The sequence below is a fragment of the Streptomyces sp. SL06 genome, from assembly GCF_058244745.1.
The window spans coordinates 7,232,755-7,248,855 of the sequence record NZ_JBSYOT010000002.1 but is presented as its reverse complement, the minus strand read 5'-3'; the positions used below and the strand labels follow the sequence as shown (position 1 = coordinate 7,248,855).

Annotated in this window: 12 protein-coding genes and 1 pseudogene; 5 read left to right on the top strand and 8 right to left on the bottom strand. The window is 69.1% G+C overall.

Annotation, left to right across the window (positions count from 1 at the left end; genetic code table 11):
• Positions 1 to 130: 130 nt before the first annotated feature.
• Positions 131 to 1,282 (bottom strand): glycine amidinotransferase, encoded by a 1,152-nt coding sequence (locus AC4IHM_RS33105; protein ID WP_490870658.1) that lies wholly within the window; start codon positions 1,280 to 1,282, stop codon positions 131 to 133.
• 384 nt (positions 1,283 to 1,666) lie between these two features.
• On the opposite strand from AC4IHM_RS33105, the gene AC4IHM_RS33100 reads away from it, so the two are divergent.
• A complete protein-coding gene (locus AC4IHM_RS33100; protein ID WP_490870657.1) occupies positions 1,667 to 2,872 on the top strand; it encodes a cytochrome P450 in 1,206 nt (401 codons plus the stop codon).
• Positions 2,873 to 2,992: 120 nt separating this feature from the next.
• Here AC4IHM_RS33100 and AC4IHM_RS33095 read toward each other — a convergent pair whose 3' ends face one another.
• From AC4IHM_RS33095 to AC4IHM_RS33075, 5 genes and pseudogenes are all read right to left on the bottom strand, one after another.
• The gene (locus tag AC4IHM_RS33095; protein WP_490870656.1) at positions 2,993 to 3,775 is read right to left on the bottom strand and encodes a thioesterase II family protein; all 783 of its coding nucleotides are present in this window, start codon (positions 3,773 to 3,775) and stop codon (positions 2,993 to 2,995) included.
• 307 nt (positions 3,776 to 4,082) lie between these two features.
• Positions 4,083 to 6,014 (bottom strand): NHL repeat-containing protein, encoded by a 1,932-nt coding sequence (locus AC4IHM_RS33090; protein WP_490870655.1) that lies wholly within the window; start codon positions 6,012 to 6,014, stop codon positions 4,083 to 4,085.
• A gap of 175 nt (positions 6,015 to 6,189) precedes the next feature.
• Positions 6,190 to 6,591 carry a hypothetical protein gene (locus AC4IHM_RS33085; RefSeq protein ID WP_490870654.1) on the bottom strand — a complete coding sequence of 134 codons (402 nt, stop codon included), beginning with the start codon at positions 6,589 to 6,591 and terminating at the stop codon, positions 6,190 to 6,192.
• A gap of 1,082 nt (positions 6,592 to 7,673) precedes the next feature.
• Positions 7,674 to 8,753 (bottom strand): annotated as a pseudogene (locus AC4IHM_RS33080) (ABC transporter substrate-binding protein); the annotation flags it as partial.
• Positions 8,754 to 8,917: 164 nt separating this feature from the next.
• Positions 8,918 to 9,964, bottom strand: coding sequence for a LacI family DNA-binding transcriptional regulator (locus AC4IHM_RS33075; RefSeq protein WP_490870653.1), 1,047 nt, complete (start codon positions 9,962 to 9,964; stop codon positions 8,918 to 8,920).
• Between the two features lie 107 nt (positions 9,965 to 10,071).
• Here AC4IHM_RS33075 and AC4IHM_RS33070 point away from each other — a divergent pair, with 107 nt between their 5' ends.
• From AC4IHM_RS33070 to AC4IHM_RS33055, 4 genes are read left to right on the top strand one after another with little or no spacing between them, the layout of a single operon-like run.
• A complete protein-coding gene (locus AC4IHM_RS33070) occupies positions 10,072 to 11,250 on the top strand; it encodes a phytanoyl-CoA dioxygenase family protein (protein WP_490870652.1) in 1,179 nt (392 codons plus the stop codon).
• Positions 11,251 to 11,266: 16 nt separating this feature from the next.
• On the top strand, positions 11,267 to 12,028 hold the full coding sequence (locus AC4IHM_RS33065) for an SDR family oxidoreductase (protein ID WP_490870651.1): 762 nt from the start codon (positions 11,267 to 11,269) through the stop codon (positions 12,026 to 12,028).
• A 31-nt stretch (positions 12,029 to 12,059) separates the two neighbouring features.
• Positions 12,060 to 13,064 carry a Gfo/Idh/MocA family protein gene (locus AC4IHM_RS33060; protein WP_490870650.1) on the top strand — a complete coding sequence of 335 codons (1,005 nt, stop codon included), beginning with the start codon at positions 12,060 to 12,062 and terminating at the stop codon, positions 13,062 to 13,064.
• Positions 13,061 to 14,080: a Gfo/Idh/MocA family protein gene (locus AC4IHM_RS33055; protein ID WP_490870649.1), complete on the top strand. Its 1,020-nt coding sequence runs from the start codon at positions 13,061 to 13,063 to the stop codon at positions 14,078 to 14,080. Before AC4IHM_RS33060 ends, AC4IHM_RS33055 begins: the two co-directional genes overlap by 4 nt.
• Before the next feature lie 64 nt (positions 14,081 to 14,144).
• On the opposite strand, the gene AC4IHM_RS33050 is transcribed toward AC4IHM_RS33055, so the two are convergent.
• Positions 14,145 to 15,164 carry a Gfo/Idh/MocA family protein gene (locus AC4IHM_RS33050; RefSeq protein ID WP_490870648.1) on the bottom strand — a complete coding sequence of 340 codons (1,020 nt, stop codon included), beginning with the start codon at positions 15,162 to 15,164 and terminating at the stop codon, positions 14,145 to 14,147.
• Between the two features lie 29 nt (positions 15,165 to 15,193).
• Positions 15,194 to 16,096, bottom strand: coding sequence for an ATP-binding cassette domain-containing protein (locus tag AC4IHM_RS33045; protein ID WP_490870647.1), 903 nt, complete (start codon positions 16,094 to 16,096; stop codon positions 15,194 to 15,196).
• Between the last annotated feature and the right edge of the window lie 5 nt (positions 16,097 to 16,101).

Genomic DNA, 16,101 nt, shown 5'->3' with positions numbered 1-16,101 from the left:
TCCGGCGGGTGCGGGACCATCCGCGAACTCCGCCGTTACATCCCCGAGGCCATATGGGGCGCCGCGGCACGGCGCGCCGCTTCTCCTCGTACCGGGAAAGGCGGGAATGCCGGGGAACGCGGCGGCCGGTTCATTCGAGGTAGTCCTCGGGTCCGCCGTCACGCACGGTGTCGAGGGTGAAGCAGTGGAACCCGCCGCCGAAGAGGCGGCGGTGCCGGTGCCGTACCGGCACGACGGTGAACTTCGCCTCCTCCAGGGTCCGGACGAGTTCCGGGCTCGCCTCGTTGACCAGGACGGTGTCCGGGTCGACGGACAGCACGTTGAGGTCGATGAAGGGGCTGGTCAGGATGAGCGCGTCGGCGTCGTAGCGCGGAAAGCCGTTCTCCGTGGGGGTGGGGGCGACGATCCGGTCCCAGCGGCGCAGCGCGGGCGGCAGGGCGTCGGCGACCGCTTCGGAGCGGACGAGCAGCAGGCCGGGGCGCAGGGCCAGCACCATGCTGTCGATGTGGCTGTCGCTCAGCCGGTGGACGCGGTGGACGCGGAAGCGGCCTTCGAGGTGGCGCTCCAGCCAGGTGACCGCGAGTTCGTGGTTCTCCGTCGAGACGTTCGCGACGATGTCCCGGCCGAGCCGGAGGCACTGGGCCGCGTCGAACATCATCTCCAGACCGACGTCCCAGGGTGAGGGCCGGGGATCCGCGATGGGCTCGGTCGGTCCGCCGGCGGTCGCGGTCCGCACGTAGGACAGGTCGAAGGAGGCGTCCGTCATCAGCGGGCGGGGCATGGTGGTCCAGCGGCAGCCGCGCCGGAAGTACTCCTGGAACAGCGGTTTGAGCATCTGGGTCTCGAAGTAGCGGGAGCGGATCATCGGAGGTGTCTCGATGATCTCGTCGCCGAGGATGAGCGTGTTGTCGCGGATGTTGAGCGGCGGCACGACGGAGGCGGACCAGGCAGGGGTGGTGACCTCGGCGGTCTCGGCGGGCAGCGCGCGGGGGCGGTGGACGGTGACGCCGAGGCCGCGCAGGGTGTCGGCCAGCCCTTCGAGATCCTCGTTCAGCTCGTCGACATAGCGTTGGGCCACCGGCAGCCGCTGCCGGTCGGGCTCCTGGCCGCGTGCGGACAGCCGGGGGTAGTACCACTCGGACCGGCCGGGGTTGTCCTGGGCGAGGTTGTCGTGGAAGAAGAGGTCGAACGAGAGTTCCCGCTCGTGCGAGACGTAGTTCTCCGCGGATCCGACGACGACCTCACGCAGTCGCGACCACTCGTCAAAACTGTTCAGAAGCATGCAGTGAACCGCCTACTCGTCGGGGTGGCCGGCCGGCCGCGAACTCCGCAGAGTTCTCGCCATCATCACCGGGCACGGACCTCTCCGGGCATCGGCAAGCTCCGCCGTTACGGCACGAAGTCTCTTTTCACCTGCCGAGTGCGGCACGAAGGCCTCCGGTATGGAACTCCTGGAGTTACGGCGGACTTCCCGGGGCGGTTCCGGAAAAGAAGAAGGCCGGGGGTGGACATGTTCGCGTCCAGCCGGGTAGAAAGGCGTGCGGGACGGCCGGAGGATTGCGTCCCGCGCACGCCGCGATGCCGGTCCGCTGTTGATGCCCATTCCCCACGGGACGTATCTTTCGGGCTTTGTCGAATTCACTCTCTCGCGAGATGAGGAAGGGTCATGGGTGACCCGTTGCACACCGTCTCCACACTGCCCACGGCGCGGCGGCCCGGCTGCCCCTTCGACCCTCCGACGGAACTGCTCGAAGCCCAGCGGCACGGTCCCCTCAGCCGCTACACCTTCCCGGACGGCCATGTCGGCTGGCTGGTCACGGGGTACGACCTGATCAAGTCGGTGTTGTCGGATCCGCGGTTCAGCTCGCGGCGGGAGTTCATGCGTCATCCGACCGTCGACTACGGCGGCCTGGAGCTGCCGCCGGTACCGCCGGGCGAGTTCCTCCTCATGGACGACCCCGAGCACAGCCGCTACCGCAAGCCGCTGATGGGCAAGTTCACCGTGCGCCGGATGCGGCTGCTGACCGAGCGCCTGGAGCAGATCACCGCCGAACACCTGGACGCCATGGCGGAGTCGGGCCCTCCCGCGGATCTCGTGAGCGCGTTCGCCAAGCCCGTCCCGGCCATGATGATCTGTGAGCTGCTGGGCGTTCCGCACTCCGACCGGGCCTCCTTCCAGGCGCAGTTCGAGTCGTTCATGGACGCCGAGGCGCAGGACGAGGACGCGGTCGCCGCCTACACCGCGACCCGGCACCGCCTGGGCGAGCTGGTGGCCGCGAAGCGCGCGCACCCCACCGACGACGTGCTCAGCGAACTCACCGACAGCGACCTCACCGACGAGGAACTGCGGGGAATGGCGCTGGTACTGCTCGCGGCCGGTCTCGACACCACGGCGAACATGCTGGCGCTCGGCACCTTCGCGCTGCTGCGCCACCCCGAGCAGCTCGCCGGGCTGCGTGCCGACCCCGGGCTCACCGACCGGGCCGTGGAGGAGCTGCTGCGGTATCTCAGCGTCGGCAAGACCTTCATGCGTACGGCGCTGGAAGACGTCCGTCTCGGCGGGCGTACCGTCAGGGCCGGCTCGTCGCTCATCCTGTCCTACAACACGGCGAACCGTGACCCCGGGCGCTTCACCGACCCGCATGTGCTCGACTTCGGGCGGCAGGAGGGCGGGCACGTGGCCTTCGGGCACGGCATCCACCAGTGCCTGGGTCAGCAACTGGCGCGGGTCGAGATGCGTGTCGGCTTCGCCGCGCTGGTCAACCGCTTCCCCTCACTGCGGCTCGCCGTACCGGCCGAGGACATCGTCCTGCGCACGGAACTGTCCGACATCCACGGGGTGAAGAGTCTTCCGGTCGCGTGGGACGTGTGAACCACGAGGGCCCGGGTCGGCGTCGAGCGCCGCGTCGGGTCCGGCATGTGCCCCCCCCGACGGACGGTGTCCGCACGGGCGGGGGCGAGTGCGGGACGTGACCTCTCCCCCGCTCCGTCCTCAGCCGGCGACGGGTCCCGGGCGGGCGGTGGCGCGCAGGGTGTCGGTGACGAGCGCGGCGATCTCCGGCTCGTGGTCGGTCAGGAAGAAGTGGCCGCCGGGGAAGACCTTCATGTCGAAGGCGCCGGCGGTGTGCCCGCGCCAGGCGGCCGCCTCGTCGAGCCGGACATGGGGGTCCCGGTCCCCCGCGAGTGCCACGACCGGGCTGCCTACCAGGGCGTCGGCTCCGGTGTGGTAGGTCTCCGCGGCACCGTAGTCGGCGCGCACCGTCGGCAGGACGAGCCGCAGCAATTCGGGTTCGTCGAGGACGCGGCGGTCGGTGCCCTCCAGCTCCCGGAGTTCCTCGACGAGGCCGTCGTCGTCGCGGAAGCGTATGCCGCGGTCGCCGGAGATCGACGGGGCGCGACGGCCGGAGACGAACAGGGCGCTGGGCGCGGCGGGGCCCTCGCGTTCGAGGAGCCGGGCCAGTTCGAAGGCGACGGCGCCGCCCATGCTGTGCCCGAAAAGGGCGAAGGGACCGCCCGCGACGCGCGCTCCCAACTCATCGAACGCGCCCAGGGCAAGCTCCGGCACGGTCTTCAGGCAGGGCTCGCGTATCCGGTCCTGGCGCCCCGGATACTGCGCGGCGAGCACCTCGATCTCGGCGGGCAGCCGCTCCGACAGCGAGAAGAAGGCGCTCGCGGCCCCTCCGGCGTACGGCAGGCACACCAGGGTGATCCGGGCGGCCGGGCGCGGATGGAAGGTGCGGAACCATTGGCTCCTGGGCGGAACGGGTGGCGCCATGGTGGAGCCGCTCCCTTCGGCTCGACGGGTCGCGGTACCCGCCGACCCTTTCGGGCCGAGCCTGCCGCGGCATCCGTGCATGCCACCGTTACACGGCCGGTCGGCTCGTCGAAATGGTGGCCCGTACACGGGTCGATGTCCCGAACCGCCCCAATCACTTCCGAGGCAAGTACCACCGGCCCGCCGTGCGCGCGGGTCGGGCACCGAGTCGAAGCAGGGGCGCAGATCAGCGACCACGAGGCCCGTACCCGCTCTGCCATGCACCCCAACCGACCACTGCCCGACCACCCGCGAAAGACGACCTGCGTTACGACGTTTCCCGAGACTCGGGCAGCACGTCCGGGATCTCCCACAGCCGGCCGGCCATATTGCTGACGTAGATCTTGCCGGTGCGGCTGTGCAGCCCGACGCCGCAAGCATCGCCAAGCCCGGTGGCGACCACGCGCCGCAGGCCCTTCGTCTTCTCATCCAGGTCGACCTCGTGCAGGCAATCGCCCGCATGGTCGGAGACGTATGCGCGGCCCTTGCCGTCCAGCGCGACGTAGGTGCTTGCGGAGAAGGTGGCGACTTCGCTCTTGGTGGCGCCTGAAGGGGGATTGAGGTCGACCTCGTACAGAGGGCCGCTGACGTACCGGCCGACGTACGCCCTGCTGCCGTCCCTGTTCAGCGCTACTCCGGAGGCATGCGCCATGCCCCCGATGACCGGCTTCGTCCTTGCCTCTCCGCTCTCCAGTTCGTCCTTCAGCTCGACCGCGATCAACTGCCCGTTGTCGTAGTCGGTGACATAGGCCCTGTCCGACCCGTCCAGCGCGAGGCCGTACACGTGGGGGACCTTGGCGACCTCGACGACTTCGACGGCCTTGGAGTCATCGAACAGGTTGTTCACCTTGCACAAGCGGCCACCTGTGTAGTCGGTGACGTACGCGACCTTCTTCGACAGGTCCAGCGCCACATCCACGATGTCGCCCAGGCCGCTCGCGACCTCACGCCGGTTGCCGGAGCGGAGATCCGAGGTGAGATCCACCTCGTACAGCCGGCCGTTCCGGTCGGCGACGTACGCCTTGTTGTTCGGCTCGTCCAGCGCCAGGCCGTACGATCTGCCCAGCCCGTCGGCGCACACCGAGGGAGCCCTTTTCGGGCGCTCCTGCTCCTTGCCCCTGCCCTGGTGAAGGGGGTGCTTCGACACATCGAAATTGAGTTTTTCAAGCTCGAAGATCTCGTGCACCCCGGCAAGGGTGGAAACGACCTCAGCCTCCCCTTTTTGCAGGAACGGCTTGCCTTCATCGGTCAAGTCGAAGGCCTCCGCGGCCGTGCCGGTCTCGCCGAGTTTCCATGCAAGCACCCTGGAATATTTCGGCTCCTTCGCCTGTGGACCGCTCGGGAGGGTCTCTTTGACCTCCACCGGCTCGGGGTAATACAGAGCGACCCACCCACCGAAGGAGATGGGGTATTCGTAGTCGAACCTCCGCACCTGACGTTGCTGGGTGGCCAGGACGTCCACGCGGCTGCCGACTTTGCCGCTCAACGTGGACGAGGTCTTGAACGAAGTGGTCAGCGAACCACTGACGGAACCCGTGATCCCGAGCATCAGCTGTGCCGACAATTCGCCAGTACCCGTGGCGGTGCTCGTGGCCGTTGACGTGCTCGTCGTCTGCGACTGAGACTCCGTGTCAACGCCTTGATTGTCCTTGCTGTTCTTCAGGGTGCTCTTCTGCGATTGATTCAAAGCCATGCTCTTCTGCAGCTGTTGCTGCAGTGCGGCAGTGACTTTTGCCCCGAACGTGAGCTGCACCTGCCCCTGGAGCGACCAGCTGATCGTGTTCGAGATCGAGAATTCGACCGTGTGCGACCAGTCGGTGGGGATGGGGTCGGTCCGATTGACGTACGTCTGCTTGGAAATCACGTCGGGAGGGGGTTGCGCGATGTCGCCCCGCTCTTCGACGAGCGGCACACCCACCGTCATGTAGGCGATCCACCCGAGGTCGTGCGCGGTGTCCTCCTCGGGAAAGTCGAATCGTCCCTTGTTCAAAGAAAATCCGGTAGGGGAGACATACCGGTCGCTCCCATCCTTCGCCTTCTTCTCGGCCTTCCGCCTCAGCTTTTCCTTGTCCCGCTCCAGGATGGCAGCGGCCTTTCCGGCGATGCCGAGTTCCTCCAGGTTTCGCTTTGTCAGCGGGTGGCGCACAAATCGTTCGCCGAGATGAGTCGTACTCACATTGTTCTTGGTGGGACCGCCCATGGCCTTCAGCCTCCTTGCATACCAGAACTCAACGATTCGTCAGGGACCACTTGTGAGCTGCTGACGGCCCGGCACGCCCAGGTGAGGAGTCGTCAGGCTGCCGAGCGGGGCCGTTGCTGCCGCTCAAGGGCTGCTGGCTCATAAGGCCGAGGCCTTCGATCCCCGGTTCTTCCAGCTACTCGTCGTTGGCCTTTGGACGGTCTTCCTCTCTGATCTTCGGCCGGTCTTCTTCCTTGATCTCCACTTTCACCTTCTTGAATGCCTCATTATTGGCCGAAGACGCCATACCGGACGTGGACTCGGGGTTCTCACTGGCTTCTTTCTGCTTTGCCGCTGCCGTCTGGGTGTTCTCGAACAGGGGGGTGATGAAGTTTTCCATGATGCTGAGCGCCTCATGCGACGTGTCGCGCACAATCTTCGGGTCGCGCGCAGCGTCAGGAATGCCGTCGTACAGCTCGGGATCGACCCCTTCCCTTTCGGGCCGAGCCCCGGGAATCGTTTCATGGACCTTCCGAGCGGACTCTTCGGCCGACCTGGCTTCACTTTCGCCGCTGTCGAAGATGTTCCTAAAAGTCATGTGACTTCCCTCCGGATTCTCTCGATGGACACGAAATCCGGGATGCCGGGAGTAAAACCTTGATATTCAAGGGCCAAGGCCTCGCGCACCAGGATCTTCGTGCTGCTGCCTACCCCCTCATTAATCAACCCATGCGGCGCGACCCTGCGGCTTCTCGCCCATCACCTGGCCGCAGGCTGACTGCGACGTTCTTGTCCGGCCACCATGATGGCTGGAACTGCCCCACGAGTTGTTTTCCCATTGAACGATTCCCTGAAATGCCCCGCCTGCGACCTGCAACGACCAGCCCGGAGGGACTGCTTCACGACGTCATCGAACTGCAGATCGCGTTGATTCCTGGCCTTTCCAACTTCCCCGATATGGGGCCGAAACTGATCGGTATTCTGCCTTTTGGCCGGGGGTGGTCCTCGAAAGCAAGGGCAGGCATCGTCTGTGTGTCCGAGCCGTCGGCGGCCGTCAGTGGCGGCCCTTCGCGAGACTCGCGAGAGCGGGGAGCGGAGAACTCCTCGCACCACATCAGGGACGTCACCTTCGCCGAGGACACCTCCACCGTTCACACCGGGCATCGTCAACAACCCGGACACCTACGCAACTTGATCAAGCCCTGTTCTTCCCCCGCGGCGGGAGTTCCCGTCGGCCACTGCCTACAGGGCGGAACTTTGCGACGAGTTGATCCACGACCACCGTTTCAGCTTCTGGTCGACGATCCGCACCGGCCGGCCGCGTGGGACTGCCCCCGGACCGCCGACCTCGCCCAGCAAGAGGTCATCGCCCCGTTGTGCGAGGCGTTCGAGAGCGTCGTGGAGGAGGCGTGGCCCCGGGCGGCACAGCAGTTGGAACGCCTGCTGCCCAAGCTCCCCGAAGTCGGCGGCAGCGCGGCCCGGCGCGAGATCGTCGAGGAGACCCTGCTGTACGCCCTGGTCTCGGCGGGCGTCCCCCAACGACCGGCGCCGGCTGGCGGCGCTGCCGGGCTGAGACGGACACGACGAGGTACTCCCCGACAGGCGGCGCATCGCGGGTGGTCGGGGCTGCGGAATGACCCTCCCCGGCCAAGTCCTCAGTCGGTGTAGTCGGTGTAGTCGGATCCGGAACCGATCGGATCGCGCCGGATCCCGCTCGACGACCTGGATCGGCGGCGACGCCCATTGCCAGACGTTGATGCCCGGCACGCGGGAGAAGCGGATGCTCCCGCGGGTGCCCTCGACCGCGACGTGCGGCCAGGAGGCGGCGATGCCCGCTCGGTCGCTGCCGTGGGAACGCAGTGCTTCGGCGAGGACCACGATCGTGTCGTACCCCTCGAAGGCGACGAACGAGGGTGCCGCGTCCAGCCGTTCGCGGAGAACCGGGCCGACCCGGGTGCCGAGCGGGCCGAGGCGATCGGGAAGGCAGCGCAGGAACGGGATCGCGGCGCCGTCGTCGCCCAGCGCCGTGACCCACTCGGCGAACTCCGGCTGTCCGGCCGGAGCACCGATCATGACCTTGGCGAGGCGCGGGTCGTGGCGGACGGACTTGACGATCGACACGGCCGGCTCCGGGTGTCCGGCCAGAAGGAGGAGGGCGGTCGCACGTTCGTCGGCGAGTGCGTCGCACACCGTCGCGGGAGTGAACGCGCCCAGGTCGAGTTCGGTGACGGTGCCGCCGCGTGGAGCGAGGTGGTCCCGCAGGATCCGGGTCCCGGCGGCCCAGTAGACGCTCGGCTGGGCCGCGACGGCGATTCGGCGGTGGCCCGCGCCGAGGATGAAGTCCGCGTAGACCCGCCGGCCGCGGGACTGCGGCGGTGAGAGGCGTGCGATCCATGCCGTCGGCCGTTCGGTGAGCGCGTCGAGAACCGCCGACGAGCAGAGGAACGGAAGACCGAGCGCGTCGGCCCCGGTGGCGACGGCGCGCGCGACGACGCTGTGGTACTCCCCCGCCGGGGCGGCCACGCCCAGGCGGGCCAAGTCGTCCACGGCCGCCGCGGCCTTCTCCGGGTCGGCCGCGGTGTCCCGGACCACCAGATCGAGGGGTCTTCCGCCGATCCAGCCGCTCTCGTTCACGTCGCGGACGCCCAACTCAAGTCCGGCGAGCACGTGTTGACCCGCCTCGACCCAGCCGGGCAGGGTCAGCGGGACCAGAGCGCCGATCCGGACGGGTGACCCGTCGGTCGGCGCCGTTGCGGGCAGCGGCTACGGCGGTGGCGTATTCATGTATTGGTGTCCCCCAGTGACGACTTGTGTCCGTCCCGCTTCACCGTGGCGGACCCACCCGGGCGGCCACGGCGGACATTGCATTCACCCTTGCCGCCGGCAGGCAACCGAGTTTCCGCCACCGGCTCACCCGGCGGGTCTCAGTCGACGACCGACACGGACGGGGCGCCCGGCGGCATGTTGAACGGCGTGACCACCTGGATCGCCGAGGGCAGCGAGGGGCCGTCGTCGGGGAGTGCCTTGTGGGCCCGCATGATGACCTGGCAGGCCCGGCGCATGTCCTGGCGCAGGTCGTGGTGGAGGACCGCGGAGAGGCGGCGCTCGCGCAGCAGGCGGGTGTTGTCGTGGTCGAGGTCGTGCCCGATGAACACCTCGCACTCCCGGCCGAGCCTGTCGAAGGCGTCGAGGGTGGCGACATTTCCCCCGCCCGCGGAGTACACGGCGACGATCTCCTCGTCCCGTTTGAGCGCCTCCAGGACGAGATCGTGCTGCGTGGCGTCCAGGCCGTCGCTGTCGGTGACCTCCACCAGGGATCGTCTGGGGTCGGCGACGCGCATGGCGCTGCGGAAGCCCATCTCGCGCTCCTCCTCGCCCCGGAAGGAGCCCCGGCTGATGGTGGTGAGCACATGGCCGGGCCGCTTGCCGAGCCACTGTCCGAGGAGGTAGGCGGCGGTGGCGCCGGCCGCACGGTTGTCGATGCCGACGTACGCCAGGCGTGCGCTGTGCGGCAGGTCGGTCACCAGGGTGACGACGGGGATGCCGGCCGCGACCAGCCGGCCGACCGCGGCTGCTATCTCCGGCTCGTCGGGGGCCTTGAGGATCACACCCTGCGTGCCGCGCTTCGCGATCTTGTCCAGGGTTCCGATCAGCTCCTCGGGAGGGCAGGCCTCCCGGAAGTGGAAGCGCGAGCGCACATGAGCGGGATGCAGGGAGGGCAGTTCGGCTTCGAGCGCGTTCCGGACGGCGGTGGAGAATCGCTCCGGGGTCTGCATCACGATGTCGATCATGAAGGTGCGGCCCCCGAGCCGGACCTGGCTCTGCTGGCGGTCCAGGTCCTTGATGGCTTCGTGCACCTCCCTGATGGTGCTCTCCGTCACGTTGCCCCGGTCGTTGAGGACGCGGTCGACAGTGGCCGTGCTCAGTCCGGCCTGGCGAGCGATTTCCCTGATCGGGTAGGGGTGTCGCATGACTGATCCCAAGGCTGATGATGGATTTTTGATGCACTACCAAGCATTGAATGATGTGTTGGGGTTCTCAAGACTGTCAGAAATGCACGGACTGCGAAAGGACCCGGATGTCTCCCACAGCCGCGGAAGCGGGGACCTGGCTGACCGAGGCGGACTGTGATCTCGATGTGTTCCGCTCACTCGTGGAGCAGAGCACCGACCTCGCCGACCACCCCTCGGCCGAGCGGATCGAGCAGAGTGTTCCGCTCTACGACAGCGAACGGCTCCGCTCGCTGGCCGCCTCCCCGCAGGGCCGCCGCAGGGTGCAGGACGAGCTGGTCCGGGCCCTGCTCGACGGGCCCGGCATCGTCGTGCTCCAGCGGGCCTTCACCGACGCGGCGGCCGTGGACGCGGCGTCCGAGGCCTTCCGCGCGCTGATCGAGGAGGAGCGCGCCACCGGCGCGGCCCGCGGCGACCACTTCGCCAAGCCCGGTGCGAACGACCGCGTCTGGAACGCCCTGGACAAGGTGGCCGTCCGGGCGCCGGAGGTGTTCGCCGACTACTACGCCAACGACATCCTGGAGCTGATCGCCGAGGCCTGGCTCGGGCCCGCCTACCAGGTCACCTCCCAGGTCAACGTGGTCAACCCGGGCGGTGCGGCGCAGAACGTCCACCGCGACTACCATCTCGGCTTCCTCTCCCAGGAGCGCGCCGCCGCCTACCCGGCGCACGTCCACCGCCTCTCACCGGTGCTGACCTTGCAGGGCGCGGTGGCCCACTGCGACATGCCCGTCGAGTCCGGCCCGACGCTGTACCTGCCGCACTCGCAGAAGTTCGAGCCCGGCTATCTGGCCTGGCGGCTCCCCCGGTTCGTCGAGTACTTCGAGGACCACCATGTCCAGCTCCCCCTTGAGAAGGGCGACGCGGTGTTCTTCAACCCGGCGCTCTTCCACGCCGCCGGGCACAACCGTTCGACCGGCATCAGGCGCATGGCCAATCTGCTGCAGATCTCCTCCGCCTTCGGGCGTGCCATGGAGACGGTGGACCGCGAGGCGATGGCGAACGCCCTGTTCCCGGTGCTGCTGCGGCGCAAGGCCGAGGGCGCCCCGCAGGACTGGCTGCGCCGTGTGGTCGCGGCCACCGCCGAGGGCTACCCCTTCCCCACCAACCTCGACCTCGACTCGCCGGTCGACGGTCTGGCCCCGGCCTCCCAGGCGGACATCGTGTGGCAGGCCGTCGCCGAGGGCTGGGCCCCCGAGCGGCTTCGCCAGGAATTGCAGGCGGCCGCCAAGCGCCGCCAAAGCTGAAAGGGACACAGCATTCATGGGACTGCTTGAGGACAAGGTCGTCCTCGTCAACGGCGGCAGCCAGGGCGTCGGCGCGGGCATCGTGCGGGCGGCCGTCCGGGAGGGCGCGCGCGTCGTCTTCACCGGCCGCAGGGCCGAGGTCGGTGAGAAACTGGCCGCGGACACGGGCGCGCGCTTCGTGCGGACGGACCTCTCCGATCCGGCGCGGGCGCGCGACAGCGTCGTACAGGCGATCAACGTCCACGGGCGCATCGACTGTCTCGTCAACGCGGCGGGGCTGACCTCGCGCGGCTCGCTGCTGGACACCACGCCGGAACTCTTCGACCAGCACATCGCGATCAATCTGCGCGCGCCGTTCTTCGCGATGCAGGCGGCGGTGGCCGACATGACGGGCCGCGAGGCGCCCGGCACCATCGTCAACATCATCTCCAACTGCGCGCACGGCGGGCCGCCCCACCTGGCGCCGTACTCGGCGGCCAAGGCGGGCCTGGCGGGCCTGACGCGCAACGCCGCCCACGCGCACCGCTGGGACCGGATCCGGATCAACGGTCTCAACATCGGCTGGACGGACACCGAGGGCGAGGACGCCACGCAGCGCGCCTTCCACGACGCGGGGGACGACTGGCGGGAGAAGGCCGCCCGGTCGCAGCCCATGGGCAAGCTCGGGCAGGTCGACGAGATCGCGGACTTCGTCGTCTTCCTGCTCTCCGACCGCAGCGGCGTGGTGACCGGCTCGGTCATCGACTGGGACCAGATCGTCTTCGGCGGCCAGGACTGAGCCGCCTTCGGGCTGAAGGAGCACGACTCTCATGCGTATAGGCATCATGGGGCTGGGCCGCATCGGCGCGTTCCACACACAGACCCTGTCCGGGCTTGACACGGTGGACTCCCTGGTGGTCACCGACCCGGTGGCCGCGGCCGTCGCCACGGCCACCGAACGCTTCGGGGCCACCGCGGTGGACTCCCCCGAAGCGGTGCTCGCCGCCGGGGTGGACGGCGTCGTCGTCGCCGCCGCGACCGACGCGCACCCCCAGCTCATCCTGGCCGCCGTCAAGGCGGGCATCCCCGTCTTCTGCGAGAAGCCCGTGGCCCGCGGCGTGGAGGAGAGCCTGGAGGTGCTGCGTGCGGTGGAGGGCAGCGGCGTCGAGGTGCACATCGGCTACAACAGACGCTTCGACGCGGGCTGTGCGGCCGCGCGCCGGGCCGTGGTCAGCGGTGAACTCGGCGATCTGCACACCGTGCGGTCCACCACCCTCGACCCCGCTCCGCCGCCGCCCGCCTACGTGGCCGTCTCCGGCGGGATCTTCCGCGACTGCAGCGTGCACGACTTCGACATCGTGCGCTGGGTGACCGGCCGCGAGGTGGTGGAGGTGTACGCGGCAGGCGGCAACCGGGGCGCAGAGTACATCCGTGCGGCGGGCAACGTCGACACGGCGTCCGCCCTGCTCACCCTTGACGACGGCACCATCGCCGCCATCTCCAACTCCCGGCACAACGCCCGCGGTTACGACGTGCGCCTGGAACTGCACGGTATGAAGGACAGCATCGCGGTCGGGCTGGAGGACAAGCTGCCGCTGCGTTCGGTGGAGCCCGGGGCGACCTTCCCGGCCGGTACCCCGCACGACTTCTTCATGGACCGCTTCTCCGCCGCCTACCGCGCCGAACTCACCGCGTTCACCGAGGTCGTCGCGGGCAGCCGTACCTCCCCGTGCACGGTCGCGGACGCCATCGAGGCGAGTTGGATCGCCGAGGCGTGCACCTTGTCACTCCACGAGCACCGGCCCGTACGACTCGACGAGGTGCGTAAGGGATGACGGACGAGCCCCTGCGGATCGGCGTCCTGGGCGCGGCCCGGATCGCCGAACTGTCCCTCGTCGGACCGGCCCGTGCGGGCGGCCACCGCCTCGTCGCGGTGGCCGCGCGCGACCGGGAGCGGGCCGAGGCCTTCGCCGCCGCCCACGGTGTGGAGCGGGTGGCCGGCTCCTACGCCGAACTCGTGGCCGACCCGGAGATCGAGGTCGTCTACAACCCGTTGGCCAACAGCCTGCACGGGCCGTGGAACCTGGCCGCCCTCCGGGCCGGCAAGCACGTCCTGACCGAGAAGCCGTCGGCAAGCAACGCGCAGGAGGCGGCCGAGGTCCACCAGGCCGTCGCCAAGGCGGGCACGGTGTTCATGGAGGGCTTCCACTACCTGTTCCACCCGGTCACCCTGCGCCTGCACGAGCTGCTGGAGAGCGGGGAGTTGGGTGAGCTGCGGCATGTGGAGACCGTGGTCGCCATGCCCGCGCCGCCGGACAGCGACGTACGCTGGTCGCTTCCGCTGGCGGGCGGTGCGCTGATGGATCTCGGGTGCTACAGCCTGCACGCGCAGCGCATGCTCGCGCCATGGGCGGGCGGGGCGCCCCGGCTGGTCGCCGCGCGCGGCGGTGAGAGGGCGGGGGCGCCGGGCGTCGACGAGTGGCTGGACGCCGACCTGGAGTTCCCGGGCGGCGTCACGGGCAGCGCCCGCTGCCACATGGCCCACGACACCTGGCAGATGAGCTGCCGCGTGGTGGGCTCGCTCGGTGAGGCCACGGCGGTGAACTTCGTCCAGCCGCACCTGGACGACCGGGTCGTCGTGCGTACGGCCGCCGGGGAGCGCACCGAGGAACTCGGCCGCCGGTCCTCGTACACCTACCAGCTGGAGGCCTTCGCCGCCCGGCTGCGGCACGGCGCGCCGCTGGTGCTCGACGCCGACGACGCGCTGACCACCATGCGGCTCATCGACGACTGCTACCGGGCGGCCGGGTTCCCGGTGCGTCCGCGCACGGTCCTTCCGGCCGCGGTATGACGTAGAGCGGGACGGGGAGAGGGCGGTACCGGTCCGGTACCGCCCTCTTTCCGTGGTGCGCGGCCTACCGGTAGAAGGCGGGCCGCTCGATCAGCTCGACCTCGACGCGCCGCCCCTCCCGCTGGGACAGCACGCCCGCCTCGCACACGGCCGCGGCCGCGTAGCCGTCCCAGACGCCGGGGCCGGTGATCCCGCCGCGCCTGGTGGCGTCCACCCAGGCCTGGACCTCGCGGTCGTAGGCGTCCTCGAAGCGCTCGACGTAGTCCGGCGTGATACGTCCGCCCCAACGCCCGTCGGCGCTCAGCCGCGGCCCGTGCTCGTCACCGATGCGTACGGTGCCCCGCTCGCAGACCGCCTCGGCGTGCACCTGGTAGCCGTAGCCGCAGTGGCCGAAGATCTCCACGTCGGCGAGTGCCCCGAACTCGGTTTCGAACAACACGAATTGGGGGTCGTCCATACCGGCCGGAGCATGCGAGGTCGGGGCCGGCTTGTGCACGGTGACCGCTGTGATCTCCTGACCGAAGAGCCAGCGGGTCACGTCCATCTCGTGGACCACCGAGTCGTTGATGAGCATCTCGTTGGTGAACCACGGCGGCATGGACGGGTTCCGGTGCCGGTGGTGCAGCATCAGTGTCCTGCCCAGTTCCCCGCCGTCGAGGAGCCGCTTCAGCTTCATGTACTCGCTGTCGTAGCGCCGCATGAAGCCGACCTGGACACGCCGGTGCCCGAGCCGTCGCTCCGCCTCCAGGACGCGAAGGGCGGAGGCCGCGTCGGGGGTGAGCGGCTTCTCGCACAGCACCGGCAGATCACGGCCGAGTGCTTCGAGCAGGGCCGCCTCGTGAGCGGGCCCCGGGGAAGCGATGAGGACGGCGTCCACGTCCTGAGCCGCCATGGCCGCCGCGGGTTCGGTGTACGCCGTGCAGCCCGCGATGGCACTCGCGAGTTTCTTGGCACGCTCCGCCTCGATGTCGACGACGGCCGTCACGCGTGCCCCGCTGATGACGTCGTGGAGTCTGCGCACATGGTCCGCACCCATTTTGCCGGTGCCGACGACGGCGACACCCAGTGGTCGCTGAGCTGGCATGTTCGTGATGTCTCCGGTGCTGGTGGGGGTCAGTCGGCCTTGGGGGCGCCGGCCTGGAGGGCGTCCTCTTCGGGAAGCTCCTCAACGTCGACGCCGCGTACCTGGGACAACTCGTGCTTGAGCGCGGCCAGTTCGGTGCCGCCTGCCATGTGGTTGGTGAGTTCCTCCAGGGTGATCTCGGCGCGGGGCGCGCTGAGTTCGAGGGTGCCCAGGCGCAGCACGCTGAAGTGGTCGCCGACCATGTAGGCGTGGTGGGGGTTGTGGGTGATGAAGATGACGCCGAGGCCGCGTTCGCGGGCGGCGGCGACGTACTTCAGCACGACACCGGACTGCTTGACGCCGAGGGCGGCGGTGGGCTCGTCCAGGATCAGGACGCGGGCGCCGAAGTAGACGGCGCGGGCGATGGCGACGCACTGGCGCTGGCCGCCGGAGAGGGTGCCGATGGGCTGTTCCAGGTCGTCCAGGACGATGCCCATGTTGCGCAGTTCCTGGTCCGCGGTCTTCTTCATCCTCTCGATGTCGAGGCGGCGCACGGGCCAGGGGCCCTTGGTCATCTCGGAGCCGAGGAAGAAGTTGCGCCACACCGGCATCAGCGGGACGGTGGCCAGGTCCTGGTAGACGGTGGCGATGCCGCGGTCGAGGGCCTGGCGCGGGGTGGAGAAGTGCACCGATTCGCCGTCGACGAGGAACTCGCCCTCGGTGTGCTGGTGCAGCCCGGAGATGATCTTGATGAGGGTGGACTTGCCCGCGCCGTTGTCGCCCAGCACGCAGGTGACCTGGCCGGGATGGACCTCCAGGTCCACGCCGTGCAGGGCACGGATGTTGCCGTAGGACTTGCCGGTGTTGCGGAGCTGGACGACGGGACGGTTCTCGCCCTCGGGCGCGGTGTCCTCGAGGACGGCGCCGTGGGTGCCGGTCTTGTTGCTTGCCATGGGGG